The organism is Cytobacillus luteolus, assembly GCF_017873715.1.
Classification (GTDB): Bacteria; Bacillota; Bacilli; order Bacillales; family Bacillaceae_L; genus Bacillus_BV; species Bacillus_BV luteola.
Genome location: NZ_JAGGKM010000003.1, coordinates 594,347 through 620,216, shown reverse-complemented (window position 1 = coordinate 620,216; position 25,870 = coordinate 594,347). Strand labels below are relative to the sequence as shown.

General features: G+C 35.3%; 26 protein-coding genes. 6 read left to right on the top strand and 20 right to left on the bottom strand.

The features are described 5' to 3' along the window. Nucleotides 1–320 precede the first annotated feature (320 nt). A complete protein-coding gene (locus tag J2Z26_RS11920; RefSeq protein WP_193538748.1) occupies nt 321–1,172 on the top strand; it encodes a DegV family protein in 852 nt (283 codons plus the stop codon). 99 nt (nt 1,173–1,271) lie between these two features. Here J2Z26_RS11920 and J2Z26_RS11915 read toward each other — a convergent pair whose 3' ends face one another. From J2Z26_RS11915 to J2Z26_RS11885, 7 genes are all read right to left on the bottom strand, one after another. Continuing rightward, nucleotides 1,272–1,712 carry a hypothetical protein gene (locus J2Z26_RS11915; RefSeq protein ID WP_193538750.1) on the bottom strand — a complete coding sequence of 147 codons (441 nt, stop codon included), beginning with the start codon at nt 1,710–1,712 and terminating at the stop codon, nt 1,272–1,274. A gap of 397 nt (nt 1,713–2,109) precedes the next feature. Further along, complete coding sequence (locus J2Z26_RS11910; RefSeq protein WP_193538752.1) at nt 2,110–3,384, bottom strand: SpoIID/LytB domain-containing protein; 1,275 nt, start codon at nt 3,382–3,384, stop codon at nt 2,110–2,112. 82 nt (nt 3,385–3,466) lie between these two features. After that, on the bottom strand, nt 3,467–4,444 hold the full coding sequence (locus J2Z26_RS11905; protein ID WP_193538754.1) for a ring-cleaving dioxygenase: 978 nt from the start codon (nt 4,442–4,444) through the stop codon (nt 3,467–3,469). Nucleotides 4,445–4,461: 17 nt separating this feature from the next. Next, complete coding sequence (locus tag J2Z26_RS11900) at nt 4,462–5,337, bottom strand: helix-turn-helix domain-containing protein (RefSeq protein WP_193538756.1); 876 nt, start codon at nt 5,335–5,337, stop codon at nt 4,462–4,464. A gap of 98 nt (nt 5,338–5,435) precedes the next feature. Next, on the bottom strand, nt 5,436–6,101 hold the full coding sequence (locus J2Z26_RS11895) for a GNAT family N-acetyltransferase (protein WP_193538758.1): 666 nt from the start codon (nt 6,099–6,101) through the stop codon (nt 5,436–5,438). Between the two features lie 24 nt (nt 6,102–6,125). After that, nucleotides 6,126–6,788, bottom strand: coding sequence for a GNAT family N-acetyltransferase (locus J2Z26_RS11890; RefSeq protein ID WP_193538760.1), 663 nt, complete (start codon nt 6,786–6,788; stop codon nt 6,126–6,128). Between the two features lie 10 nt (nt 6,789–6,798). After that, the gene (locus tag J2Z26_RS11885; RefSeq protein ID WP_193538762.1) at nt 6,799–7,686 is read right to left on the bottom strand and encodes a carbon-nitrogen hydrolase family protein; all 888 of its coding nucleotides are present in this window, start codon (nt 7,684–7,686) and stop codon (nt 6,799–6,801) included. A 431-nt stretch (nt 7,687–8,117) separates the two neighbouring features. Here J2Z26_RS11885 and J2Z26_RS11880 point away from each other — a divergent pair, with 431 nt between their 5' ends. Together J2Z26_RS11880 and J2Z26_RS11875 are read left to right on the top strand one after the other, a co-directional pair. Next, nucleotides 8,118–8,636, top strand: a complete 519-nt coding sequence (locus J2Z26_RS11880; protein WP_193538764.1) for a hypothetical protein — start codon at nt 8,118–8,120, stop codon at nt 8,634–8,636. Between the two features lie 40 nt (nt 8,637–8,676). Next, complete coding sequence (locus J2Z26_RS11875) at nt 8,677–9,696, top strand: potassium channel family protein (RefSeq protein WP_193538766.1); 1,020 nt, start codon at nt 8,677–8,679, stop codon at nt 9,694–9,696. Nucleotides 9,697–9,738: 42 nt separating this feature from the next. Here J2Z26_RS11875 and J2Z26_RS11870 read toward each other — a convergent pair whose 3' ends face one another. The 4 genes from J2Z26_RS11870 to J2Z26_RS11855 form a co-directional block, all read right to left on the bottom strand. Beyond that, nucleotides 9,739–11,637, bottom strand: coding sequence for a PAS domain-containing sensor histidine kinase (locus J2Z26_RS11870; protein ID WP_193538768.1), 1,899 nt, complete (start codon nt 11,635–11,637; stop codon nt 9,739–9,741). A 201-nt stretch (nt 11,638–11,838) separates the two neighbouring features. Beyond that, entirely contained in the window at nt 11,839–12,243 is a 405-nt protein-coding gene (locus J2Z26_RS11865; RefSeq protein WP_193538770.1) for a DUF350 domain-containing protein, read from the bottom strand. A 22-nt stretch (nt 12,244–12,265) separates the two neighbouring features. Further along, nucleotides 12,266–13,519: a glutathionylspermidine synthase family protein gene (locus tag J2Z26_RS11860; RefSeq protein WP_193538772.1), complete on the bottom strand. Its 1,254-nt coding sequence runs from the start codon at nt 13,517–13,519 to the stop codon at nt 12,266–12,268. Continuing rightward, a complete protein-coding gene (locus J2Z26_RS11855) occupies nt 13,519–13,851 on the bottom strand; it encodes a hypothetical protein (protein ID WP_193538774.1) in 333 nt (110 codons plus the stop codon). Before J2Z26_RS11855 ends, J2Z26_RS11860 begins: the two co-directional genes overlap by 1 nt. Nucleotides 13,852–13,982: 131 nt before the next feature. Between J2Z26_RS11855 and J2Z26_RS11850 the strand changes: the two genes are divergently transcribed. Beyond that, entirely contained in the window at nt 13,983–14,423 is a 441-nt protein-coding gene (locus J2Z26_RS11850) for a hypothetical protein (RefSeq protein WP_193538776.1), read from the top strand. A gap of 61 nt (nt 14,424–14,484) precedes the next feature. Here the strand turns inward: J2Z26_RS11850 and J2Z26_RS11845 are convergent, their stop codons facing one another. From J2Z26_RS11845 to J2Z26_RS11825, 5 genes are all read right to left on the bottom strand, one after another. Then, nucleotides 14,485–16,020 carry a hypothetical protein gene (locus J2Z26_RS11845; RefSeq protein ID WP_193538777.1) on the bottom strand — a complete coding sequence of 512 codons (1,536 nt, stop codon included), beginning with the start codon at nt 16,018–16,020 and terminating at the stop codon, nt 14,485–14,487. Nucleotides 16,021–16,631: 611 nt separating this feature from the next. Beyond that, entirely contained in the window at nt 16,632–17,327 is a 696-nt protein-coding gene (locus J2Z26_RS11840; RefSeq protein ID WP_193538779.1) for a hypothetical protein, read from the bottom strand. A gap of 244 nt (nt 17,328–17,571) precedes the next feature. Then, nucleotides 17,572–19,359: an ABC transporter ATP-binding protein gene (locus tag J2Z26_RS11835; protein WP_319638085.1), complete on the bottom strand. Its 1,788-nt coding sequence runs from the start codon at nt 19,357–19,359 to the stop codon at nt 17,572–17,574. Beyond that, complete coding sequence (locus tag J2Z26_RS11830) at nt 19,340–21,082, bottom strand: ABC transporter ATP-binding protein (protein WP_193538781.1); 1,743 nt, start codon at nt 21,080–21,082, stop codon at nt 19,340–19,342. The genes J2Z26_RS11835 and J2Z26_RS11830 overlap by 20 nt, the downstream gene beginning before the upstream one ends. Nucleotides 21,083–21,236: 154 nt before the next feature. After that, nucleotides 21,237–21,881, bottom strand: a complete 645-nt coding sequence (locus J2Z26_RS11825; RefSeq protein WP_193538783.1) for a peptidylprolyl isomerase — start codon at nt 21,879–21,881, stop codon at nt 21,237–21,239. A 214-nt stretch (nt 21,882–22,095) separates the two neighbouring features. Here J2Z26_RS11825 and J2Z26_RS11820 point away from each other — a divergent pair, with 214 nt between their 5' ends. Together J2Z26_RS11820 and J2Z26_RS11815 are read left to right on the top strand one after the other, a co-directional pair. Then, a complete protein-coding gene (locus J2Z26_RS11820) occupies nt 22,096–22,602 on the top strand; it encodes a hypothetical protein (RefSeq protein ID WP_193539716.1) in 507 nt (168 codons plus the stop codon). A gap of 187 nt (nt 22,603–22,789) precedes the next feature. Next, on the top strand, nt 22,790–23,791 hold the full coding sequence (locus J2Z26_RS11815; protein ID WP_193538785.1) for a hypothetical protein: 1,002 nt from the start codon (nt 22,790–22,792) through the stop codon (nt 23,789–23,791). A gap of 49 nt (nt 23,792–23,840) precedes the next feature. Here the strand turns inward: J2Z26_RS11815 and J2Z26_RS11810 are convergent, their stop codons facing one another. The 4 genes from J2Z26_RS11810 to J2Z26_RS11795 all read right to left on the bottom strand — a co-directional run bounded on the left by J2Z26_RS11810 (nt 23,841) and on the right by J2Z26_RS11795 (nt 25,825). Beyond that, on the bottom strand, nt 23,841–24,269 hold the full coding sequence (locus J2Z26_RS11810) for a hypothetical protein (protein ID WP_193538787.1): 429 nt from the start codon (nt 24,267–24,269) through the stop codon (nt 23,841–23,843). A gap of 54 nt (nt 24,270–24,323) precedes the next feature. Continuing rightward, a complete protein-coding gene (locus tag J2Z26_RS11805; protein WP_193538789.1) occupies nt 24,324–24,743 on the bottom strand; it encodes a hypothetical protein in 420 nt (139 codons plus the stop codon). Nucleotides 24,744–24,803: 60 nt separating this feature from the next. After that, nucleotides 24,804–25,280 (bottom strand): DUF2975 domain-containing protein, encoded by a 477-nt coding sequence (locus tag J2Z26_RS11800; RefSeq protein ID WP_193538791.1) that lies wholly within the window; start codon nt 25,278–25,280, stop codon nt 24,804–24,806. A 221-nt stretch (nt 25,281–25,501) separates the two neighbouring features. Further along, nucleotides 25,502–25,825, bottom strand: a complete 324-nt coding sequence (locus J2Z26_RS11795) for a hypothetical protein (protein ID WP_193538793.1) — start codon at nt 25,823–25,825, stop codon at nt 25,502–25,504. Between the last annotated feature and the right edge of the window lie 45 nt (nt 25,826–25,870).

Genomic DNA, 25,870 nt, shown 5'->3' with positions numbered 1-25,870 from the left:
ATTAAAATAGGATAAATATTGACAAATTTACCATTTGTAGGGTAAATACAATTTATAATACCATTTTTTGCGTTCTATTACAATATAAATACTAACTAATTAGAGACGTTTTAACATTTTATGTTAAAACGTCTTTTTTCATGCGCTATGTGAGTATCTCCCATACTGGTAGTTATATACCCTCTAAAATGATACCGAATTAAATAAAAGAGGTCATTATTTTCAAAAAATAGTACCTGTTACTAACAGTTGGTATTGGTATTTTCAGAGATATCAAGTATACTATAATTAGTTGATTTTTGAAGGGGATGAAAGCCTGTATGGAAAAGAAGAAAATTGCTTTTGTAACTGATAGTACAGCTTATTTGACGGAAGAACTACTGAATCACCCTGATGTATACGTAGCTCCTATTGTCGTTATTTCGGAGGGTCATGAGTATGAAGATGGGGTTAACTTGTCCTCTGAGGAGCTATACAACATTATTCGTAACAATAAAGAAGTACCTAAAACTTCTCAGCCTTCTATTGGTAAATTTGCAGACTTATATGAAAACCTAAAAAAGGACTATGATCATGCGATAGCCATTCATGTATCGAATAAATTAAGTGGTACAATATCAAGCTCTACTGCTGGAAAAGACCAAGCTGGGTTTGATGTTGAAGTGGTAGATTCCCTTTCTCTTTCCTATGGAATCACAGAACTTATTAATAAAGGACTGCAGTTAGCTGAAGAAAATAAGGATGTTAAGGAAATAGCAGCTGAACTCAGAAATCATGTAACTAAGGGAAAGAATTTAATCTTACTAGGTAAACTTGAACAATTGTACAAAGGTGGAAGAATGTCCGGTGCTCAATTTTTACTAGGAAACCTACTTCAAATTAAACCAATTCTCTCGATTAACAATGTAGGCGAATTAGGATTATTTGATCGTGTCCGTTCTGAAAAGAAAGCGACAAATAAGTTAATTGAGCTATTGAAACAATCAAATGAAGAACATACTGTTAAACAGGTAGGAATCATGCACGGGAATGTTCTAGAAAAGGCAATAGATTTAAAGAAAAGTATTGAAGAAGCTATACCAGGCATTGATGTAGTCATTGGAGAAATCAGTTCTTCACTAGCTGTTCATGCAGGAGAAGGCACTGTAGCTATGTTTTGGTTTGAGGAGTAAGTATTAGGATGAACTAATAGGTTTTTAGATGAAAAAGAGACGAATTTATTGTGAATTCGTCTTTTTTTATTTACCTGAAATTTTGAAATGGTATCAAATTTACCTTTGTTTTGAAATTAATACGACAATAAATAGCATAACAAAGAAAACAGCTCCCACTATAATCCAGAGGCTAACATTGAAAATACTAAGTTGCTTTTCTAGTGGTACATCATGTATATAAACAGCTTTAGTATAGGAATTTGGTCCTGTTTCAACGGCTATTGCATTTTTAATTGGTACACCTGTTATTTCAAAATAACGAGTACCAATTTTATAATAGTTAGACGCATCCCCATAATAATCACCTGTATAATCATCTGCTTGAGTTTCCACTTCTCCGATTAATTCACCTAATTCACTAGCTGATATGCTTTCTTGTTCCTTTACTTCATAGACCTTTCCATCATGAACAACAAACCAGTAAGCCCAATCTAAAGCTTGAACATTAGATTTATAGATTAATAGAAAAAAGAAAAATATAAAAAGAGTTTTTTTCAATAGTCTACCTCCAATGTCTTCTGATTTTGAAATGCTAAATAAAGATAATCATAGCCTATTTAATAAAAAGGGATAAAATAGGAAGCACTATTAAGACAATGACAACACTTTGAACAAAAGTTAGTAAAATGTCTTTTTTCCAGGGATTAGTTTTGGGATAACGATTGTTAACCCTTTGGAACACAAGGAATACCAACCATATAATGAATACAGTATAAATTGTAGATATAACACTATCGTACAAATCAGTTCCTCCCTTTATCCATTTTAGCCTTTTATGAATGTTTCAATTGTTTCACTTATATTCATATTACCATATTCTTCCTCACTGAGAAAATCATCATGAATGAAAGCAAAAAAAAGACCAAATTTTATAAAATTTGATCACCAATTACAGCTATTTTTTTGATTCACTCTGCGGCATATTCGTAATTTCCGTACCTGGAAAGTAAAATTGGAGAATTTCTTTATAGCTTTTTCCTTGTTCTCCCATCACACTAGCTCCCCATTGACTCATTCCAACACCATGTCCGTAGCCTTTGCCCTTCATAGTATAGACCCCATCCTCAAGAGCCAGTGAGTCAATTAAAAAGCTTTTAAAAATGCTTCCACCTATTAGCCGGCGAATGTTCTTTATTTCTTGATCCTGCAAATCAGCTCGTTCAATCATAATCGTACCATCAAATAATCTGTGTAAAAACTCAATCTGCAAGGATCCCTTTTCAGCTCTTGTTGACTGGTTCTTTTGTTCAGATAATGAAAAGGTTGGAATCGAAAGGATTTTCAAATCACCTGGGTAACCATTCTTTTTCAGCCACCCTTTCATTGTGTTCGTAATTTCTTCATCCTTTTCCTTACTTTTGTCCCACCAATCTTTATTCTCAAAATCAATAGCCGCTAAATCAATTTGAGTTTGATTTAGTGTAAACTCCCACGGGTTCACTGGATCATAAGGATCTTTCTTTATTGGGTAGTAATTAATGTAGTCCCCTCCCCAAACATGAGAGTTATTCTCTGTCATCCCACCATTACTTGCTGAGTAAAACGCTTCGATTAACCGGTTATTATGCGTTAGAACTTCACCTTTTGTTTCCACAACCGCAACCGTCGTTCGATCATCCCAGCTATATCCAGCATAGACTTGATACGAAATTGTATCATCAATAACTTTTCCTAGATGAGAGGCTGCATAGGTTCTTGCCGCTAGTGCTTGTGACTTTAAAGTTTCAATTTCCCATGAAGGATAAACTTCATGCGGGACAACTCCTTTTAAATAATCTTCAAGTGGGAGTTGATTTACAGGTCGGATTATATTTCCTTCTTCAACCAGGAACTCCATCGCACCAAGATATGGCCTGTCGTTTATATGGATAAAATGATGAACATTGTATGTGTCCGGTAATAAAGCAAATGAACTTCCAAGTTCCTGTGTTTGTCCATCACCCTTCACAGTTATTTTTCCATCCTTTACAGATAACTTGTACTTAACTCCTTCCTTTAACATTATCGTTGGATCTAGTGAAAAATACTCTCCTGAAATTTTAAAGGTTATTTCTGAAGTGTCCTTAATGTAATTACGAAGTTTTACACTTACCATTTCGTCGGCATTACTGTCATGCGGCAACAAAAATAGTAGCATAACTGTCATTATAGGTATCAATAAGTATCTCATACGCCTATATTTCCATTGCGAATTGAATCTTATGCAATTACAAAATAAAAAGTAACGCCACGACAGCGTTACTTCAACCCATTTATTCTTTTGTATCTAAAGGCTTTATACGAGCTTCAATTTCTGCTCGGCGATCTTCAAAGTAAGGTGGAAGTGCAAGTTTCTCACCAAGACTTTCAAACGGTTCATCACCTTCAAATCCAGGTCCATCGGTTGCTAGTTCAAACAAAATTCCATTTGGCTCTCGGAAATAGAGTGATTTAAAATAATACCGTTCAACAAAGCCCGAACTCGGAATCCGTAGTTGTTTTAGTAATTGAACCCACTTCATTAGTTCCTCTTGATTCTCGACTCGAAAAGCCACGTGGTGTACACTTCCTCGGCCTGGCTTCTCTTTTGGCAAATCTGCTCTTTCTACTAAATGAATTTCTGCCCCTGTTCCACCTTCTGCTGTTTCAAAAATACTTACTTCAAACCGCTCTTCCGATGTATACGTCCCTTTTTTTCGGTATCCTAATACATCTGTTAATACTTTAGCGGTTTTCTCAATTTCCTCTACAGTTAAATAAACTGGACCTAACCCTAGAATCGCATGTTCAACCGGTACAGGACTCTTGTCCCAAGGCTTTCCACCTTCTACCCCTTGATTATGTTCATCAGAAACGAGCTCTAGTCTTTGGCCTTCAAAATCCTTGAAAGCTAACGTTGCACGCCCAGTCGCACGAGAAACCTCCTCATACTCAACACCAAATTCCTCAAACCTACTCTTCCAATAATCTAAAGCTGCATCATTTGGCACTCGTAACGAAGTTGTAGAAATACTGTTTGTTCCATAATAAGTATGTCCTGCTCTAGGTATTTCAAAGAAGGTTAAGTCTGTACCCGGATTCCCTCTTTCATCTGCATAAAACAAGTGATACATCGAGGTATCATCCTGATTAACTGTTTTCTTTACAAGCCTTAAGCCCAATATCTTCGTATAAAAATGATAGTTTTGACTAGCATTTGCGGTAATGGCAGAAACATGATGCTGCCCTTTCAAAGGTTTTAAACCCTCCATATAGCTTACACATCCTTTTATTTACTTGACTGATACTTTTTAGGAGATACCCCAAATTTTTTCTTGAATTGCTGAACAAACGCGGACATACTTTGATATCCTACCTGAACAGCTACTTCAGTAATTGTTGTCGATGAATCCCTAAGTAATAATGCAGCCTGCTCCATTCGGATCGCAGTCAACCTTTCCATCGGCGATAAGTTAAAATGCTTTTTGTATAAACGATTTAAGTTAGATTCACTTACCATTGCTACTTCGAGTAGTTGCTTCATACGAATAGGTTGATGATAATTTTCAAGCATGTAGGCTTCTACCCTTTGAATTTCCTCTGGGTAAAAAGGAGTTTCTACCAAATAAACAATTTTCGAAAGCATGTGTTCATCCGGAAAAATATAATACATGATTTTACATAAAGACAGACTTATAAAAAAATCATGATCTTGCTTTAACTCAAAGTAAGAGTGGATTTGCTCCTCCAGCAAATGGTCAATGAGTTTGGTTTGTGGTTGTTGGAAGATACAAATTCTGTACGGTTGACTCTCAATTGAAGTTGGGTAGTTTCCATATTGCTTAAGTAACCAGATAAACTGCTCGATGATTTCTTTCTTTAAATAAAATTGTGTACAAAAACACTCTTCTTTAACCTCTATCGTAAGTGTGACTCCTTTTGGATAAAAAAGATGCTCTCCTTGGTTAAGTATTTTATACTCGTCATCACCGATTTGATATTCCAAGGATCCTGTATGATTAAATAACATACCCGCTTGTTCTGTGAAAAATGAAAAGCTAGATTCTTTTTCAAAAATATGTAAGGAAATAAATCGTGATCTTTCTTTACTTCCATTCATTTGTTCTCGATATTTATTTAAGACCGTAACCCACTGTAAGCTCATTTCAAAACCACTTTCCAACAAATTTATTACAAATAATAGTACCATTTCTAAAAAAATAAGCCTACTCAAAACACTTAAGTAGGCTTATATTACGTATATTAAATTGGTAACAGCTCGACAGATCCTCTTGCTTCTAATTCTTCCACCATTTCAATCCATTGTCCTGGTTTATTGGATAAAACACTATAATAGGTTTTTAAAAATTGCGCAATGAACTTTCCTTCCAAGGACTTGATGTTTTCTTGGAATGGTAAGAAGCATAAGTCAAGACCTGATACTGCCTCACCATCGTTTAACCAAGATGGGTGTACATAGGTAAAGTTTAACTTTTGATAGCCTAGGTGTGATAATACTTCACGTCTTACAAACGGATTCATAACCGATACTTCACCAAATGGTAATGATTCTACTTTGTAAGGATTGTAGATTTCTGCAAACATCCCTAGAATTTCTTTACCATTTGCAAGTTGCTTTAAGTCCTCTGAACGTTTAGTAGCTAAAAATCGACCAATTCCTAATCCTTCTTTTCCGATAATTGTGAAATCTGTCATTGCAATATTTGTATCAGGATAATAGCGATACTCAGTTGCTCCAACAACTTCATCTTCATTAACTGCTACGAAAATACGGATTGAATTATCTTGTAATGGACCTTCCCACAAATCAAAGTCTAGCACTTCTTCTTTCGGGAAAATCTTTTGCATTAGTTGGTGCATTTGTGCAAATAATGGATCTTTAATATCGGTTAATTGTACATATTCCAATGAATTTTTCCTCCTACCTACCATTTACTTAAATGGATTTCTCCATTCCATTAATACTCCATAATTGAGAGACTCTTCGTCCTCAAGATAATTTTCAATAAGTGTTACCGGCATTCTACCACATCGTAATAGAAATGAAATTACAGGGTCTCTTAACGTACCACTAATTATCTTGTTTAAATAATCCTGAGGACTCAACTCTTCTGAAACCCGGTGATAGCCCGGCATTCTTCCGCCCCCCAACAGGCGATCAAGGTCTTTATGAATGACAACATCATACATAGACTGCATTAATAACTTACCTAAATCTAACTTTCGATATGCTGGTTTTACACTTATATCGACTACATATAATGTATTTCCGGTTGAGTTATGGGTACGAATATAACCACTGTCTGTTATTTCCTCCCATGTATGTTGTGAGTGATTAGGATCAAAATCTACTAAAAGACCTGTCATAGATCCTACAACTTCACCGTCAATTTCTATACACAAGGCCCCTTCTGGAAAAAGAGTAATGTGATTTGTTAATTGCTCTTCGTTCCATAATAAATCTGACGGAAAAGGCGGTGGAAAACACTCTCTTTGAATTTCAATTAATTGATCAAAATCTTCTTTCATATAGTTTCGAACTATCGCTTTTATCGGTGTGTCTTGTTGATAGAGATATAACTCTTTTCGATACACAAAACCACCCCTATCCAATTAATTCATTTTTAGGTTTTACAAGTTCTTCAAAATCAGGATATAGATCCACGCGTCGGTCACGCCATGTTGTAACAGACCCTTTTTCACGAACCTCATAAAGAAGGTCTAAATCTAAGTCAGCAGTGACAATCATATCATTATTGATGTCTCCTTCAATCATGATTCCACGTTGAGGGAATGGTACATCATTTGGTGTGATTACTGCTGCCTGACCATAGTTTGCTCTCATAAAATCAACTGTTGGTAAAGCACCTACTGTTCCAGTTGTTACAACATATACTTGATTTTCAATCGTCCTAGCATGACATGAATAGCGCACACGATGGAAACCGTGGGAATCATCTGTACAAGATGGACAGAAGATTACATCGGCCCCCATTGCTTTGGCCATTCTCACGATTTCTGGGAACTCAATATCATAACAAGTGAGTACAGCTACAGTACCTTTACTTGTAGGGAAAATCTGTAAACCCTCCCCTGGTGTGATGTTCCATTCGTCTACTTCAGTTGGTGTTATGTGAAGCTTCGGTTGTTTTCCAATTCTTCCATCCGGATAAAACATATGAGCGACATTATATAATTTCCCATTTTCCTCAATGACATGTGTACCACCAATAATGTGTGTGTTTGTTTCTTTAGCCAAAGAAGAAAATAAGTTATAGTATTGCTCTGTATAGTGTGGTAATTGATTAATTGATGAAAAAACATTTTCCGAATCAATTGACATTAATTGAGTCGTAATAAATTCAGGAAAAAGGATAAAATCTGAATTAAATTCAGCGGCTGTTTTCACATAATGCGTAACTTGATTTTCAAATTCTTTAAAACTATTTATTGTATGCAGGTGATATTGCACTGCGGAAACTCTTAATTTCATTTTTAATAGACCCCCCAAGCGGAAAATTTAGTTGAAGAGTAGTATAATCACTTCATAATTTGTATCGTAACATAAATTTCCTTCGCTACATTATGTAAAACCTTCAAAAAATGATGTGTTTCAATCAAAATGTTGAGTGAGAATGCAGCTTCTTCGTTAAACTGATTAACCATTACTGCTTTTTGGGTACTCTAAATACCGGTTTTTCCCTTTCAGGGGTATCATTGCAACTCTTTGGGTACTCTCAATACCAGTTTTTCCCTTTCAGGGGTATCATTGCAACTCTTTGGGTACTCTCAATTCCAGTTTTTCCCTTTTCTGTTTCAATTACTCCTCTTTCCAAATAAATAAACCAACCACCCTATCTATAAACATATTAACTAAAGCTTGTACATAAGATTTACTAGTAAAAGCGCATAGGAGGAATCAGTGTGAAATCAATGATGTTTTACATTCTTTATACAATTGCATTAAGTTTTGTTCTATATACAATTTTCACTAATAACCAGGTTTCAAAATCTATCAATTCTTCAGAGTCAATAAGTAATCGTACAGAACAACCCTCACCTGTTAAAAGTGAGCAAAACGATCTCTCTGAATTCACGCGCGACGTACAAATGGCTGGTCAAATTATGAGAGAACTAGATTATTTACTAGAAGAAATGGCAAAAGGTGACGATTTAGAAAGCGCAATTGATGCAATGAGTATTGCACATGAGGAAGCGTTAATCGTTGTTGAAAAGATTAGTAATTCTACCTTTAGCGAACCTAAATTACTAGCTATACAAAAAAAGATTACGATTGTATTAACAGAGTACACAGAAGGATTAGGTCTACTACTTGAAGGCTTTGAACATGGTGACGGGGAACAAATGCAGGAAGGTTATCAAGAAACAATTAAATCAAAGGAAAAATTCTTTGAACTAGAAACTTCCCTAAAAGACCTTTAGAATAGAGGTAGAGGTTTTTTACGAAAGGAGTGAAGCATTTTTGATCTTTTTTAAACGAATTTGGATTAAGGCCATTAAAATGAGCAATTGGACCTTGTTTTTTGCCATGTTTTCTTTAATTTTATTCAGTAGCTTTTTTATGTACTATCTTGAACCCTCTGTATTCACCAGCCCTTTTGAGGGATTATGGTGGACCATGACAACAGTCGTTACTGTAGGATATGGTGATGTTTCTCCAACAACTGTTGGTGGAAAAGTATTTGCCATGTTTCTTTACGTAATTGGAATCGGCTTAATGACAGTTGTAATTGGTAAAATTATTGAGGCTTTAAGCTACCGAAAAAGATTAAAGGAGGAAGGGAAGTTGCAAATTACAGAGAAGAACCACATTATTCTAGTCAACTGGTCAAAACGAGCAGAAATTGCTCTTCAAGAACTGCTACATACATTTACAAATATACATATCGTCATTATTGATGAATATTTAGCTAAAAATCCATACTTACATGAGCGAGTTGATTTTGTTAGTGGGGATCCTACTTTGGAAGACACAATGTTACGCGCAAATCTTTTAGAATCAAAATCGATTATGGTGTTTGCTCAAGATGGTACAAAACGACCCTCTGAAGCAGATGGCATAACACTGTTAGTAGCTTCTGTTCTAGAAGAGGTAGGTAGAAAATACAAAAAGAACATCTATACCATTTGTGAGGTTTTGGATTCAAAACATATTATTGCCTTTAAACATGCACATGTCGAGGAATTTATCACTCCGAATGACACAGCTGCCCGATTAGCCGCTCGTTCTATGCTATTTAACGGATCAAGTGAAGTCATTCGTCAACTCACATCTCACGAAGGCTATGATTTATATCATGTACCTAAAAACATGAACTGGGTAACATTTCGAGACGCATCACAGGACCTATCCTCTAAAGGTGCGATACTTGTATCCAATCATAATGATTTTTCAATATTATCTAACCTTGACACAGCCATTCCGCCAAATGCGAAGTTATTTATTATCTGTGATGAAAAAACATATGACCTTGTCAAATAATCAAAAAGCCATAATAGATCGTATCTATTATGGCTTTATCCACTAAATGTCTAATTCGTTGTTAACCAGCGGTAAAACGATTTCTATTTTAGTACCAACGTTCACTTCACTAAAAACATTTATTTCCCCACCATGATCTTCAATAATACTTTTACACACCATAAACCCTAACCCAGTCCCTTTTTCTTTTGTCGTATAAAAAGGTTCTCCAAGTCTCAACAAAACATTTTCAGGTATACCATATCCCTGGTCAATAAAACGGACAAGTAATTTCTTATTATCAAGAATTGCTCTCATCTGGATACTTAAATGGCCTCCATTAGGCATAGCCTCTATCGCATTCTTTATAACATTAATAAACACCTGTTTTAACTTATTCTCTTCACAAACTATCGTATACTCAGCCTTCTCATACTCTTTATTAATAACAATACTATTCATATTCGCTTGAGCACTCAATAAGGCTATAGATTGTTCAAGGGCTTCACAAATATTCTTTCGTTCTAGTTTAGGAATTTGAGGTTTTGCCAATAAAAGTAGTTCTTTTAATATCAGTTCGATTCTATTCATTTCAGAATCTATTACTCTATAATATGCCTTATCGAAAATCCCCTCCTCCATAATTTGAAGGAACCCTTTAATAGCTGTAATGGGATTTCGAATTTCGTGTGCAATACTGGCAGCTAATTCACCAGCTACCGAAAGTTTTTCCGAATCAACTAATAACTTTTCTGCTTTTTTCTTCTCCGTAATATCTTTTAAAATGACAACAAACCATGTGTTTTTATTAAATTCATTCTTGATAGAAAAAGTAGTTAACAAAACATCAACTAATGTTCCGTCTTTTCGTAATCTATAGGATTCAATCCCTTTTATTCCGTTATTAGCCCTAATAACTTCAGTATAATTTATCACTTCTGTCATTTTCTCACTAGGAATTATTGGCATTTCATTTATGTAGAGTCCCAATAAGTCCCTTTCCTTCCAACCAAATACACGTTCAAATGCACCATTCGTTCGTATTAGCTTTTCTTCTTCATTAAAAATCAGAATAGGGTCCAAATTATGGCTAATAAACGATTCTAGTTGAACTCTTATGGCATGTTGCTCTGTAATATCTCTAACTAACCCCGCCAATGCATAAATCTCATTAGTGTTTTTATCACGTAGTGGGGACATCGTTATGCCAACAGTTATAAACTCTCCATCTTTTCTCTGCTTGATGGTTTCAAAGCCTTTAATACTATTTCCTTTTAATGTTTCATTTAATAAAAATTCTGCATCTTTCATTGTAAAATCAGGTGTAACAGGAAGCCGTTTCCCTTTCACTTCCGCCTCTGTATATCCAAATATATTTTCAAATGCTTTGTTCGCTTGCATGACTTTGCCATCGAGGTCAAAAATTGCGATTCCTTCTGAACTGTGATTATAAAAGGATTCTAATCTATGTAATGATTCTTCTGCTTTTTTTCTAAAGGTCATGTCTCTACAAACTGATAGGATAAATTTTTCACCTTGGACATTAAAGATATGCGTCGTTATTTCAACAGGTATATGACTTCCGTGTTTGTGGAGATGAACCGTTTCAAATGAAGTCGTGTCATTATTATATACTTCTGTAAGGAGTTCGACCATTTCTTCACTGGAATGGATGTCTATATCATGTGGTGACATATTCAACATTTCTTCTCGAGTATATCCTAATCTAGTATATGCAGTTTCATTCACCTCGATAAATTCTCCTGCAATACCAGCTTCATATTCTTTAAAATAGTAAACTGCATCAGAAATACTATTAAATAACAGTTTAAACTTACTATCTTTAGTAAAGTTATTACTCAATTCCTTATAAGTTTTTAATTCTAATCGTAACCGTTCATTCTCTTTTTTTAGCAATTCAATTTCACATGTTTCTGTGATCACTTGTTCATTTTCTCCCATACATTCTTCTCCCAATCAATTCCGTATGCTCTAACAACGTTCACTCTCTTTTAAACTTATTATTTATATTTACATAAACATAATTAAACACTCTCAACTTCTTTGAAATTTAGCTTCCGCTTATATTAAGAGTTTCTTTTAGAATCTTAGAGACACAAGAAAAGAGCCCCAAATAGATAACCCATTGGAACTCTTTAGATATTAATAAGTTAACGAAGCGGCTATAATTAATCCTATTGAAAGAGATAAAAATAGTAGAAACAATCCAACAGCCTGATTGTCATCATCGATTGCCTTCGTAATATTAAAGGTTGGTGTTAATAATTCAGCTAGATAAAAAAGACCAATTTGGATGACAATCGCCAAACTTCCCCAAATAAACATATCGTATAAATTTACCGAATTAGAAATGGCTGCATATAGAACAATTGCTAAGCCTAGAATCCTTCCACCGAACGCATAAACAGCTGCCTTATTTCCATTCTTAATTAACTGAATCTCTTTATTCTTAGTGGTCACTTCGAATAAAATAATACCTACTATCAAAAGTACTACTGCTGTCCCTATGTATGTTAGGGTTGATAAAAACAACTCTAGAAATGTCATGTAATGGTTCCACCCTTCATTCTTATTTCATACCTACGGGTAAAAAATAGGCATTATTATCTGTAATCTGTTTACCAGCTCTAATCCCTATACCACTCGCTTTTCCATTCACCAAAAAACTACCAATCAGGAGTTTTCCTTCTTTTAAGCCCTCAGCTGTTTTAATAGAATAGCTCGGTAGGTCAACATATTGTTGAAACACCGGCAATGAGGACTGATAGGTTTTATATGTATCCTCTTCGATTTTCTGGCCGACACTGTTAAAAATCTCTACTGTGTCACCCTCTCGTCCAAAACTCGGTTTTTTAACATACTGTATTCCCTGCTTAATAAATGGGTCACTTTCCAAATAGGTCGGGAGAAAATAAGTACGAATCCACTCTCTTTCCTGCTCTGTGAAATAAGGATGCTCTAGCTCCATCATTCCCCAAATTATTGCTTGAACAGCTTTTGATTGAAGTAGAAAAGCTGAGATCGGATTCACAATTGAGAGTTTTTTCAATGCAACAAGCTCTAATAGCTGTAGACCTACTTTTTCATTAGAAACAGGATCCAAATCCTCCACTAAATGCTCCATTGGATACGTCTGTCTATAAAGAACATCTATCCTTCTTCCATTTTCATCAAATAATCCTTCATTTTGTACGATTTGAAGACTATGTAAAGGTTGATAAGAAACCGGGAGTCTAGATAAACTCATTAGGTATAGAGTAGTTAGTCGATCCTCAGGATGATCGTCATGTGACGTGAAAACAACGTATGGATCATGGATTTGATTTGTTCGTATATGAGACTCAATAATTGCTTTATCTATGGCATTACCCAATTGAGATTCATATCCATCATTTGGATCCTCTAGTCCAAAGTGTTGTGCAACCTTCCGATTCACCGAAAATACTTCTTTTTCAAATGTAGGTGTATCAGCATTTAATTCAAGTACCTTAAGCCCCTTATTTGTTTTAACAAGGTCTACCCTTGAGATCACAGTTTCAACGGGAAGGCTTATTTCCCTAATAAAGGGGATAGCCGCTTCTGGAATATCAATTCCTCTTAAGGTGTCATCATCAGAATGTCTTAATAACTTTGCTGTTTTAAAAAATAGATTACCAATCCGATTCGTTGCAAGACGAATATCTTTGATATCATCCTTTGAAAAACAGACAATGTCATAAAGTGCATATTCCGTATCATGTAGGTCCGGCCAAAATGATGCGATATTAGCGTAAAAATTCTTACGGGCATGAATGTGCTCTTCTCGGTTAAAATCAGATGACATTAACCTCCAAATCCTCCCTTAGACCCTGAACCAAAGCCTGACTTCGCTCCTCCTTTAAACGAGCTACTTGACTTATAGTTTTTAAAACCAGAATCAGCTCTTAATGCGCTTCTAGAAGCAAAGAACATTCCCGCAAAAAAGAAGTGACCAAATCTCGGCGAATTTCTGTCATCACATTCCCAAACACCGTCTTCATCATCCCATTCCCAATCGTCACACTCAGGATCATTTGGAACAGGTGGTAAAGATTGTTGCTGCTGTCCACATCCAACCATTGTCGTTATCATAGCAGCAGAAACAATACCCGATAACAATTTTTTTGTCTTACTCATTTTTCGGCTCCTCCTTTCATAGTTACTCCACTATATAGTATAGTAGTTAGTAATAACGTATATAAAACATATTATACCATTTTGCCCCAGTTCAGGTATGCCTTTTTTATTTAATCCTTATGGAGGTTAGTATGAAGAAAATTACAAAGTTAGAATATCGACTAAACGACCCTCACAGCAATTATCCTGCAATATACCATTACAACCATCTTGAACAAACTGAAATTTTCAGCAGGAGATTATGTGATTATTTTATAAAAGACAGAAAGGTTTATTCTAAAACTTCGACTGCCCTTGAAAGAGACATGTACGTGATATACGTAGAAGAAGATAAGGAAGAAACGCCATTCCAAACCGGAACTACATATTCCCATGTCACATTAGAACTTCGACTTTTTAAGGAAAACGCCGAGTCAAATCTTCTATTTAAGTATGATTTACATTCACATGAAGACGCACTCACCTTTATCGGTAATGATTATCTACTTTTAGGTGAGATTGAATACGAAAAAGTTTCTTCAGAAATTGACGAAGATCGTTCTACTTATGTTGTCTATTTGACAATTGTATAATGTGAATTCCTATGAAAAAAAGTAAGTCGATTTCTATTTTAGAATCGACTTACTTTTTTTATTAAAAGAATATAGTAGCAGTAACACCTAAAACTCCAATTAGTGCTAGTACGTATGCTGGTTTCACTGGCATTTCGCCATCATTTTCCATTGCTTTACCAAACATAAAAAATACCATTGGATGCACTAAAAAAGGCATCGAGAAAATAAATGGTATTAACAACGCTGCATCTGAACCAAACATTCCACCTTGAATGGCTGCAAACAATCCAAAGTGAGAAATAGCACTAGATTGAGCCATAGCTGAATAATCAAAAGACATATCACTAAAACTTAGTAACACTAACCCTCCGAAAACAGCACAAATTTGCCATCCAAAAGAAAACTGTATAAGAGCGTTTACTTCTTTTTTATCATTTCCATTTGCTTTTCGCATGTTAGAAATCGCCCATATCGTCAACCCAACACCTATAGCACCTAACAGTGCCGATGGAAGCATCCATAAACTTCCCTGGTCAGCACTTATAGCCAATATTGAAAATACAAAAATATGACCAAAAAACGGAATATTGATCATAATTGGTGCTCGATTAGCAGCCGTTTTTCCAAAGTCACCTGCTGTGCATGCCCCTGTTAGTCCAGAGTGAGATAATGAACCTGCCATACCAGGTGCTAGATTTCTTACATTTGCAGTTTTTGCAAAAAACATAAGTAGCGCGATTCCACCAAACATCCAAAATAATTGCCCAAAAAATCCATAGACAAGGACTGAATTCATCCCTTCTATAGAGAAAGCCTCACCAATGCGAGACCCTCCAACCAAAAAATTACCTGCTAAAACAATTGGAATTCCAGCAAATAGTAACGAACGTAACGTTGGACCAAATTTCCATTTATAAAAAATCGCACCTAATGCTGCTCCTATCATCATCGCAAAAAAGATTTGAGGTAGTGAAATGAGTTCACCAATCCATCTAGAAACTAGATATGAAAGGAATAGTACTGCAACAATGAAAACAATCTCGATGAAACCTTTCTGTAAATAAACGCGTTTATTTTTAATTGCCGCTTTATTATCGATGAGTATTAAAGAGCCAATTAATCCAATATACGCAATTAAAGGGTAATAGTTTGCTGGCATAGTTGGAGAATCAGTTCCCAAGATAATTCGATTTACTCCTTCAATTCCTAATAAAATGAAGAATGAACGTATGATGAAAATGAATTGTGTTCTAGATGTGCCTAGTATCGTCTCTTCACTAGAAGGAATAACGAAATCATCCTCAAGGATCTCTTCGTTTCCTAGAATTTTTCTTAATTCTTGACCTCCCACAAAGAAGGTTGCTGTAAGTGCAATGATTGTAGTATTAGCCATCATATTGACAAACGGGAATTCCGGAAGACCAGGTGTTGCAACATTGCTTATTACAAGTAGGTATCCCATAGCTAACCCAAAAATAACGATGATTAGAATAGGAGAGTATCTTGTTCCTGCTACGACTGTCCGTGATACTAGCACCATTGGGATCAGGAAAAATAAAACAATCCAAAACTGATTTATCAATTGTAAGTGATTAATTTGATTTATAATATCCATATTCAAACTCCTTTGGATTAATTTGTCCTTAAGGAATTTATAATATGCTTTAATTTAGCTTAATTTAGTGTCAACAAATGGATTTATGAGTCCTCGAATCTACGAAAACCTTGCACAGAGGTTACATAAATTGATTTATGAGCCTCCAAATCTAAGAAACCCTCGAACAGAGGTCACATAAATGGATTTATGAACCCTCCAAACCACGAAAAGCACGAACAGAGGTCACATAAATTGATTTATGAGCCCTCAAAACCACGAATACCAAGAACAGAGGTCATATAAATTAATTTATATGCCCTCAAATCCACGAATACCACGAATCGAGGTCACATAAACGGATTTATGAGCCCTCGAAACCATGAAAACCATGAACAGAGGTCACATAAATTGATTTATGAGCCCTCAAATCCACGAATACCACGAATCGAGGTCACGTAAACGGATTTATGAGCCCTTGAAACCACAAAAACCACGAACAGAGGTCACATAAATTGAATAACGAGAACTCAACAAAAGTTCCACTAAAAAAGTAGCTCAATTAAGGAATACAAGTTTACTTGTTGTATCCAATAACTGAACTACTACATATTATTTTTATTAAATTGGATTTAATCTAGTTCGTCAAAGTTCAATTCACTTAGATAGTCCATGTTACTTGCAACCATTGAAATGATTGTGCTTGCTTCTTCTTTACTAAATATGAAATTTGTTTCGTCTTCGATAAGGTCATCGTCTGCTGTCCGAACGCGATTAACACGACGAAGTACGCCATCACCGGTTTCTTCCACAATTCCGAATTGATACGTTACTTCTACTTCATCTGAGTGGGAGTACGCCGTCACCTCAGGAGTGGTCCACTCAACATCGATTTCTTCCATGATATCGTCATCTTCAACATCTTCTTCTAATGCATAGTAGTCAACCTGATCGTCATCTTCTTCGCTAACATAATACTCTTCTACTTCATCAACGTCATCAAAATCAGCTACATCATCATTCATGTATTCATGAAAGCTTTCATGTACAGCGTCTACAATGTTATCTATGTCTGAAAGAATAGTTCTTGAGATCTGCTCTAGTTCAAAATCGAACGATTCTATATAGAACTCCTCATTATGTGGGTCAAAGAATAATGTGCAAAAATAATCTCTATCATCATCCTCTGTTTCAACAAAAAACTCAATACGCGGGTGTTTCGCTCCTCGGTCAACAGACATATGTCCTACTTGGTCAAACTTATCACAAATGGACTCTAAACTATCCTGAAGCTCACCAGTTACTCGATCAAACCACTCTAATGACATAAAGCATCCCATCCTTTCAAGGTTGTCTGCCTTATTGTATCCAACTTATTTATTTACTTTCGTTCCTTATTCATCCAGAAAAAAGAAAGTGTGGAAAAATCGGGCGGAAATTAGACAGAATCGGGCGGAAATCCACGATAATCGGGCTGAAATACAACTAATTCGGGCCAAAACCAATGGCAATCTGGCCAAACACAGAATTCCCATTAAAAAAAGCAGTACCTCATTAGGATACTGCTTCAAACTATACAATCTCTTGCTTCAACTGGCTATGGAATAACCCATGGTAGAAGCCTCTCTTCTCTAATAGCTCATCATGTGTGCCATTTTCAATGACCTGACCATCCTCTAACACTAAGATCTGATCAGCTTGTTGAATTGTATTTAAACGATGGGCAATCACAAAACAAGTACGATCTTTCATCAAGCGTTTAAGTGCCTCTTGAATTTTCATTTCAGTAATTGTATCAATACTACTCGTAGCCTCATCAAGAATTAAGATTGATGGATTTGGCAGAAACGCACGGGCAATGGACAATAGTTGTTTTTGACCTTGGCTAATTCCACTTCCATCTTGGTTAATCATCGTATCATACTTGTTTGGCATCTTCATGATGAAGGAGTGAGCATTAGCTAACTTAGCAGCATTTTCAATCTCCTCATCGCTCGCCTCTAAGTTTCCATAACGAATATTATCTCGGATTGTCCCTTGAAATAGGTACGTATCCTGAAGGACAAATCCCATGTGGTGACGAAGGCTGGCGCGCTTGATTTGCTTTAGCTCTTTATGGTCAATTAAAATTGAACCTTCATCTGTATCATAGAATCGAGACACTAAATTTATAATCGTAGTTTTTCCAGCCCCAGTAGGTCCAACTAAAGCCACCGTCTCACCTGGACTCACATGAAAACTAACATTACGAATTGTATTCCCTTCTTCCTCATAAGAGAATGATACATTCTTAAACTCGACCTCACCCTTTACCTTTTGTAAGATAAGGGCATTTTTCTCATCTTTAGATTCAATTTCTTCATCAAGGATATCAAATACTCTCTCAGCTCCTGCAACGGCTGAAAGCAAGGTATTAAATTGATTTGCGAGATCATTTAGGGGTCTTGTAAATTGTCTTGAATATTCGGCAAAAATAACGATTACCCCAATTGAAATGGCCTCATTTAATGCGAATATCCCACCAATTGCAGCGATAATAGTAAAACTTAAATTATTTAATACGTTAAAGAGCTTAGGGATGAATCCAGAATATGTTTGAGCCCAGTAGCCTGAGGTTTTTAAGTTTTGATTCTTCTCTAAAAACTGCTCTATGACTCTTTCTTCCTGCGAGAATGTTTTAACTATTCTTTGACCCGATATCGTTTCTTCAATAAATCCGTTTAGCGCACCAATATTGCGCTGTTGTTCCTTAAATAATTTCCCAGTACGGCTTGTAATCCATTTCAAACCTAGGTACATGACAGGGATGATTGTCATTGTAATCAAAGTCAATAACGGACTCAAGTACAACATCACCGAAACTGTACCTATTAACGTTAGTACACTTGAAAAAACCTGTATAAATGAGCTATTCAAGGTAGAGCTTACGTTTTCAATATCGTTAGTAACACGGCTCATTAACTCCCCTTGTTGACGCTTATCAAAAAACTGGATTGGTAGTTTATGAAGATGTGTAAACAGTTTCGTTCTCATTGAAAACACTGTATTTTGAGCAATCCCGATCATCCAATAATTTTGAAAGAAAATAGCAACAGAGTGAAGAAGATATATTGCAATTAGGATTAGCAACATGGTAAGTAGCCCACTACTATCCTGTGTTACGATAAATTTATCAATCGACATACCTACCAAGAATGGTCCAAGCAAACCTAAGGCAGAACTAACAACGACCATTAATAGCACAAGCAATAGTAGCCCTTTGCGGTCTGCCAGGAAAATCCAAATTCGCTTAAGTGTTCCTAGCCAATTTCTTTTCTTCTCGCTGTCTATTGGGATTTGCTTAGTTTGATCCTTTGACACGTCTAAGCTCCTCCTCTCCGAATTGTGATACAAATATCTTTTGATAAAGACTAGATTTTTTCAAAAGTTCATTATGATTCCCCTGTTCCAATAAAGAACCATCCTCAATAAGTAAGATATTGTCAGCTTCCATAGCTGTTGTTATTTTTTGTGTAATGATAAGTGTTGTACATTTATATCGAGTTAAAGCTTGAAGTAATTTTGCCTCCGTCTTTAAATCTAATGCACTTGTACTATCATCTAATAATAATATCCTTGGTTTTCTAATCAACGCTCTAGCGATAGACAAACGTTGCTTTTGGCCACCAGATAAATTTACCCCTCTTTGACCAATTAACGTATCATATTTATTAGGTAGCTTTTCTACAGTATCGTGGATTTGAGCACTCTTAGTGGCTTCAACAATTTCCTCCATTGAAGCATCTTCTTTTCCCCATTTAATATTGTCACTTACACTACCAGTAAATAATAATGCCTCTTGTGGAACATATCCGATTTGTTTTCGCAATTGATCTTGTTTCATATCTTTTACGTTATGTCCATCTATTAAAACCGCACCTTTATTTGCATCATATAAACGCGGAATTAATTGAAACAAGGAAGATTTCCCTGAACCTGTTGCACCTAGAATCGCTAAGGTTTCACCAGATTTGGCTTTAAATGAAATGTTATGTAATACTTCGTCTGTAGTACCTGGATATGTAAAGGCTACATTCTTAAATTCGATTTCTCCTTTTACAAATGCACCCGGTTCAATGGCATCAGTTGAATCAACCATATCAGCCTCTGAAACAAGAACATCTGAAATACGTCCCGCAGATGCTTTTGCCCTTGAAAAAGCAAGAATAATGAAAGTAAAGATTGAGAAGGCCCCCATAATTCTTGTAGCATAATTGACTAAGGCAACAATTTCCCCTACCCCAGCCTGTTTTGTATTTACCTCAACACTTCCGAACCAGAGAATAGCGATAATACTTAAGTTCATGACCAAGAGCAAGATTGGCATTGTAAATTCAATCACTCGTAAAGAATTAATCGTCTTATCTCTTAACTTCTCATTTGCGTTCGTAAATCGATCTACTTCATACTTCCATCTTAAAAATGCTTTAATAAGACGCATACCGGATAAGTTTTCACGCATTACACGGTTAACATGGTCTAAACGTTCTTGAACAGCTTTAAATAAGACGCTTCCTTTGTTCATAAAATAAATCAAGAACAGAAATAATGCAGGGACAGCAATTACTAATACAAGAGCAAGCTTTACATTGACAAATAAAGCCATTATCATCCCACCAATAATAAGCAGCGGAGCTCTTAGCATGATACGTAAACTCATAAATACTGTATTTTGAAGCTGTGTTACATCGTTTGTAAATCTAGTAATCAATGAAGATGTTTGGAATTCATTAAAATTGGCAAATGAAAAGGATTGTACCTTTAGAAATAGGTGTTTTCTAAGGTCAAATCCATAACTTTGACTCACATGAGCAGCAAAAAAGGAGTTGATAATTCCCGAAGCAAAAGCCAATAATGACAAACCTACCATAACTGCTCCCCATTTATAGATAACTGAGAGGTCGTTTTGTAAAATACCATCATCAATAATCTTAGCGATCAGTAGAGGTTGAACAAGCTCTACCACTAACTCTGTTAGCATAAGTGATAAAGCAATAACGATGGCAATTCGATATGGCTTTAAATACGATAAAACGTTTAACATTTATAGTCCCCCAAAAGATGTTTCTAACTTCTAATTATCTAATAATTCTAAATCAATAGATTGGTATATTCAACAACTATTTCGATAATCGAAGTAAAAACTGATAAAAAAACTAAAAAACCCATTTTTTAACGGGTCTTTTAGCTAAAAATTTTTATTCAGTTTTTTTCGGTTCACCGTAATCCACACCAAATGTGTCAACGGTCATTGTTTTGATTTTTTGGTCTTCGAGTGGTTTATCCATGCTGTCTCTTGCTACAGAAACGATTGAATCTACAACTTCGAGTCCTTCAATGACTTTACCAAATGCGGCATATTGACCATCTAGGCTCGGGTAATCCTCAGCCATGATGAAAAATTGTGAACCCGCAGAGTTTGGGTCTTGTGTTCGAGCCATTGAAAGGACACCTTTTGTGTGGGGTAGGTCGTTCGTGAAACCATTTCCAGTGAACTCACCTGGAATGCTATAACCTGGTCCACCAGTTCCATTTCCATCCGGGTCACCACCCTGGATCATAAAGCCAGGAATGACACGATGAAAGATTATTCCATCATAATAATTTTGTTCAATTAGAGATACGAAATTGGCTACCGTATTTGGAGCAATATCTGGATATAGCTCTAGTTTGATTACATCTCCACTTTCCATCGTTACAGTGACAATCGGATTTTCACCTGTTGTTGCAGCATTTTCATTTCCTAATTCTGTTTCTGGTTGTGCAGTAGTCCCACATGCTGATAAAACAAGTGCAAATAAAAAGAGTATTGCTAAAAGTATAAATGGTTTTACTAGTTTCATGAATCACTGTCTCCTTGCATTTTCTTTATATTATAAAGCTTGATGGAATAACCTGTCCATTTTGTTTTCAGTTTGATTTTCCAATAAAATTAAAGTATAATATATAACTTGTTGAAACGATTTACTCACTGTTTATGAAATATCCGCATACAAATGAATATAAGGGCCAGTTTTTTGAAAGGAGTTTGAAACCTTGTACACGAAATTATTTGGAATGGATGATGTAGAAACAAAGGATAAAGTAGAAATACAAGAAGAGCTTGAAAACTTAGAGTTCCAGGTTTATAGAATGCAAGAGAACATGAAGGAAATCGCAAAAAAGTGGAAAATCCTTGGAATTGAACAAACACATGATAACAGTTGGGTCATTATCTATATAATGGATGATGGAAACACATGTAAAATTATGTTAGATGACTGTGATACACCGTATCGAGGCATGTGGGATTTTTCCATTCAAGCCTACTACTCAGAAGACAACAATATTCATATTGGGGACATCAAAGGTGATGCGAATAAAGGCTTTGGTTCAATATGTATGGACTATTTGAAAAATCTAGCTAAAAATCAAAATATCCAATATATCACAGGAGATATTGCAGAACGTGATTGGGATCACCTAGACCGTCTAATACATTTTTATGAAAAACATAACTTCAAGGTAGAAGTTGATTATAATGATAGATCCGGGGAAATCAAATGGAATTCTTTATATCAGTAGATGAAAGGTAAGAACTGAGCCACAAATCATGTATTGATTCTAATTAATTTCATTATCATGCCAGCTTGACATATGTTGAGCTGGCTTTTTTGTGTCTACACTGGTAATTTAATTTTTTCTTACAATATTTAGCTCATTATTCTATGAATCTATCCGTGTTAGAATAGACCGAAGGATGTGAGACAACATGAAAAGACAACTATTGCTGATTCTCTCTATTATTCTAGCTTTACCTCTTCTTGTTAGCTTAGATCCACTCACTACAAGCTCTAATTATTATGCTCACTATAGATCACCTGAAGGAATTCAGTTTCTTAGCTATTCATCTGAATGGGATAAAGACAAATTGCAGGAATTATATGAAGAACTACTCAAAAATAAACATGGTGAAGAAATAAAACTTCTACAGGAAGTAAAAGTTGTTGGTGACGGTTTAGGTGAATATCCTCATGATGATTACTACACTAAAGGAATCTATCATGCACTAACAAGTTCAATTACTCTTTTCCATGGGAACAAGTACACCGAACCACATCTGTACAGGGAAACTCTTGCGCATGAATATGGACATCATTTTACGTATCACTACTTTCCAGAACACCACTTCCCATTTTCAAAGTGGTCAAAACTCAGAGGACTTGACCAAAACAATGTTCGTTGGGACGCTTTTTGGAATTATTCGTTAGATTCATATTCACTTTTTCCACAAGAAATCATTGCTGATGACTATCTATTACTCTATGGTGCAACATCAAAAGTGGATTTTAAAGATGTCCTAAGTCACGAAGCTTTTTACACAATGACCATGCATGACAATCAACAAATACCAAATGTGCTGGAAAACTCGGAGGTTCAGTCTTATTTTGAAGAAAAGACAGGTTTTCTGATTGATAAGCATAGACTTTTAAATACTCCTATTCTAGAAGAACTGAACCAAAATACACTTACATTCAAAGTTTTGGATCGCTCGGATGTTGCGTACCGGCTTAACGTGAAACTATATAAAGTGAACTCATTGATAGCAGATGAAAGACTAATTGCAATCACACCTGAAGACTTTGATGGAGAAATACAGTTTGCATTATCTGACCTTTACAGAGCGGATTTCATTGATGCAAACTTCAGTATACTGGATTTAAACACTTCAATTGGATTTGAGACTGACACTTTTACTCTTAAACTCGATTAAACACAGAAAAACGCTTGGATATTTTCCCATCCAAGCGTTTTTCTGTGTACTAACTGATCATGAAATAATCTTGCAAACGAACCTTCAATTTTTCAAATTCTTTAATTGTTAGCTGTTTCGTATTTATCTCAACTTCTTTTTCATTGTTTAATATCAAGATGAGTTTGCTACCTATCATCCTACCTTGTTCAATCTTTGATAGTTTAATATGTTTCCTAGGTAAGGCTAAACTTTTGAATATAGAAAGAGATGTGTCATCCATTCTGACGTAATCAACTTTCGTAATTCTAAAATGAAAGATTGATATTGCACCACTTACAAGAATGGTAAATAAATATATCGGACTCATCATTAATCCGAATCCCCGAGTAAGTCCTGTTATCATATATATCATTAATCCTAAATTTGCAAGTGCTATTAACAGCCAGATGCTACCTGCAATTTTTGAAAATGAATTTTCTTTAAATTTATATCCCATTTTCCCCTCCAAATTCAACATTCTCTCAATCTTATCATTTTTTTCCAAATCAACCTAGGCTTTGCCTGGAGTTTTCACACTAATTCTATTGATTAGATAGATATACATTGGATGGGTTATCAATGAGCCTATAGCAAGCAAACCGGTTACAGGATTAGGAGTGTCTCCTCCATATGTAATTGGAAAAAAGGATACAAAAACATAGACAAACAGAGCAAAATATGGAAACCATAAGATCACTGTAAAGTAGTTTGCCTTTCGTCCTTTCATCCAGTGCTTTGATAAGTAAATAAGCCCGAGAGACCCAGCCATAAAGCAAACAATTGTCGTAATAATATTAAAAGCATTTACAGTGTCAATATCAAATCCTGTTACTCTAGAAATTCTGTATACATTAAACATTAACTCAAGAGGAATGAAAACCACAATTGCATACATAGCACTAACAACATTTAATTTTAAGAAATAATTCATATTTTGAATATTACTCCTCTCATCTAGTGTTCAACAAGAATTCCTAAGCAACTTTTCTGCTCACACGGTTAGTTCATTTTCAGACTTTATTTCTAGTGCACTATTCAGCAATTCTTGAAGCAAAGCTGCAAAGAAAGCAATTACGAGAGATGCAAATGCAACGGATAATCCGATAAGCCCGAGACTTGGGTGAAGGGCATTTTGAGAAATAAGTAGTGCAATTCCAATAACATAAAGACCTACAATAACAATTGCACAGTGTTTTATCGTCCTTAGGGATTCAGCAGACAGGTCCGAGAAGGCGTTCTTTTTCTCTATATATACTAGAAGCTTATTCGCTTGATATAAGGCAAAGAAAAACGGAATTGTCGTAAGATATATGCCAATTTGAACTGGGTATCTCAAATAAGCATATTCAGGATTTAGAGTAGAAAGTTGTCCTGCTGCCCACGGTATCCAAAAGATACTAAGAAGTAGCACAATTAAACCGACCAAGTAAATTGATACCTTTAGCAAGGATATGGTGACCCATTTCATAATAATTATTTACCCCTTCCTTATTTTTGTATTTGATACTATAATACAAAAGTAATTATTGTAATTCAATAAATTTTTATTAAATAATGGTATGATATTATTGAATAACCCGATTCACAGAAGATAAAACAACGCCTAAACACAAATAAACACAAGAGGATTTCCCCATGCGTTTATCAAAAAAATCGTATTTGTAAATAGCACTCTCTTTTATTCCCACACTAAAAAATCTTAATTATATTAATCACAACCATTATGAAACTAACTATACCAATTACAAGAAGAGATGTACCAAAAAATTGAAGTTTCCAGTTAAACAGCTGATTTAAGGTAACGATAGTAAATGTAAGAAACACAGTTAAAATGATAAGAAAAAGGACTACAATGAGTGGACTTTCTGGGAAATTGTAGTAGAGGATACCCGTTACAATTAAAATATAAAGAGAATACAGAATAGCTTTTCCTTTTGATTCATTCATTTGTATTTCATTCATCATTTTATTTACATTGTTTTTCTCATGATCCATTTGGGGAATTTTTTTCATCCAAATCCTTCTCCTTTGTACTTAACTAATCAGAAGTATGTATTT

Excerpts from the sequence above, each read along its gene's own strand:
- J2Z26_RS11830 (WP_193538781.1), bottom strand. The coding sequence starts at position 21,082 with ATGTTAAACGTTTTATCGTATTTAAAGCCATATCGAATTGCCATCGTT.
- J2Z26_RS11815 (WP_193538785.1), top strand. The coding sequence starts at position 22,790 with ATGAAAAGACAACTATTGCTGATTCTCTCTATTATTCTAGCTTTACCT.
- J2Z26_RS11870 (WP_193538768.1), bottom strand. The coding sequence starts at position 11,637 with ATGGGAGAAAATGAACAAGTGATCACAGAAACATGTGAAATTGAATTG.
- J2Z26_RS11820 (WP_193539716.1), top strand. The coding sequence starts at position 22,096 with ATGGATGATGTAGAAACAAAGGATAAAGTAGAAATACAAGAAGAGCTT.
- J2Z26_RS11885 (WP_193538762.1), bottom strand. The coding sequence starts at position 7,686 with ATGAAATTAAGAGTTTCCGCAGTGCAATATCACCTGCATACAATAAAT.
- J2Z26_RS11825 (WP_193538783.1), bottom strand. The coding sequence starts at position 21,881 with ATGAAACTAGTAAAACCATTTATACTTTTAGCAATACTCTTTTTATTT.
- J2Z26_RS11850 (WP_193538776.1), top strand. The coding sequence starts at position 13,983 with ATGAAGAAAATTACAAAGTTAGAATATCGACTAAACGACCCTCACAGC.
- J2Z26_RS11845 (WP_193538777.1), bottom strand. The coding sequence starts at position 16,020 with ATGGATATTATAAATCAAATTAATCACTTACAATTGATAAATCAGTTT.
- J2Z26_RS11865 (WP_193538770.1), bottom strand. The coding sequence starts at position 12,243 with ATGACATTTCTAGAGTTGTTTTTATCAACCCTAACATACATAGGGACA.
- J2Z26_RS11840 (WP_193538779.1), bottom strand. The coding sequence starts at position 17,327 with ATGTCATTAGAGTGGTTTGATCGAGTAACTGGTGAGCTTCAGGATAGT.
- J2Z26_RS11810 (WP_193538787.1), bottom strand. The coding sequence starts at position 24,269 with ATGGGATATAAATTTAAAGAAAATTCATTTTCAAAAATTGCAGGTAGC.
- J2Z26_RS11900 (WP_193538756.1), bottom strand. The coding sequence starts at position 5,337 with ATGAGCTTACAGTGGGTTACGGTCTTAAATAAATATCGAGAACAAATG.
- J2Z26_RS11860 (WP_193538772.1), bottom strand. The coding sequence starts at position 13,519 with ATGTCATCTGATTTTAACCGAGAAGAGCACATTCATGCCCGTAAGAAT.
- J2Z26_RS11905 (WP_193538754.1), bottom strand. The coding sequence starts at position 4,444 with ATGGAGGGTTTAAAACCTTTGAAAGGGCAGCATCATGTTTCTGCCATT.
- J2Z26_RS11855 (WP_193538774.1), bottom strand. The coding sequence starts at position 13,851 with ATGAGTAAGACAAAAAAATTGTTATCGGGTATTGTTTCTGCTGCTATG.
- J2Z26_RS11920 (WP_193538748.1), top strand. The coding sequence starts at position 321 with ATGGAAAAGAAGAAAATTGCTTTTGTAACTGATAGTACAGCTTATTTG.
- J2Z26_RS11805 (WP_193538789.1), bottom strand. The coding sequence starts at position 24,743 with ATGAATTATTTCTTAAAATTAAATGTTGTTAGTGCTATGTATGCAATT.
- J2Z26_RS11910 (WP_193538752.1), bottom strand. The coding sequence starts at position 3,384 with ATGAGATACTTATTGATACCTATAATGACAGTTATGCTACTATTTTTG.
- J2Z26_RS11795 (WP_193538793.1), bottom strand. The coding sequence starts at position 25,825 with ATGAAAAAAATTCCCCAAATGGATCATGAGAAAAACAATGTAAATAAA.
- J2Z26_RS11800 (WP_193538791.1), bottom strand. The coding sequence starts at position 25,280 with ATGAAATGGGTCACCATATCCTTGCTAAAGGTATCAATTTACTTGGTC.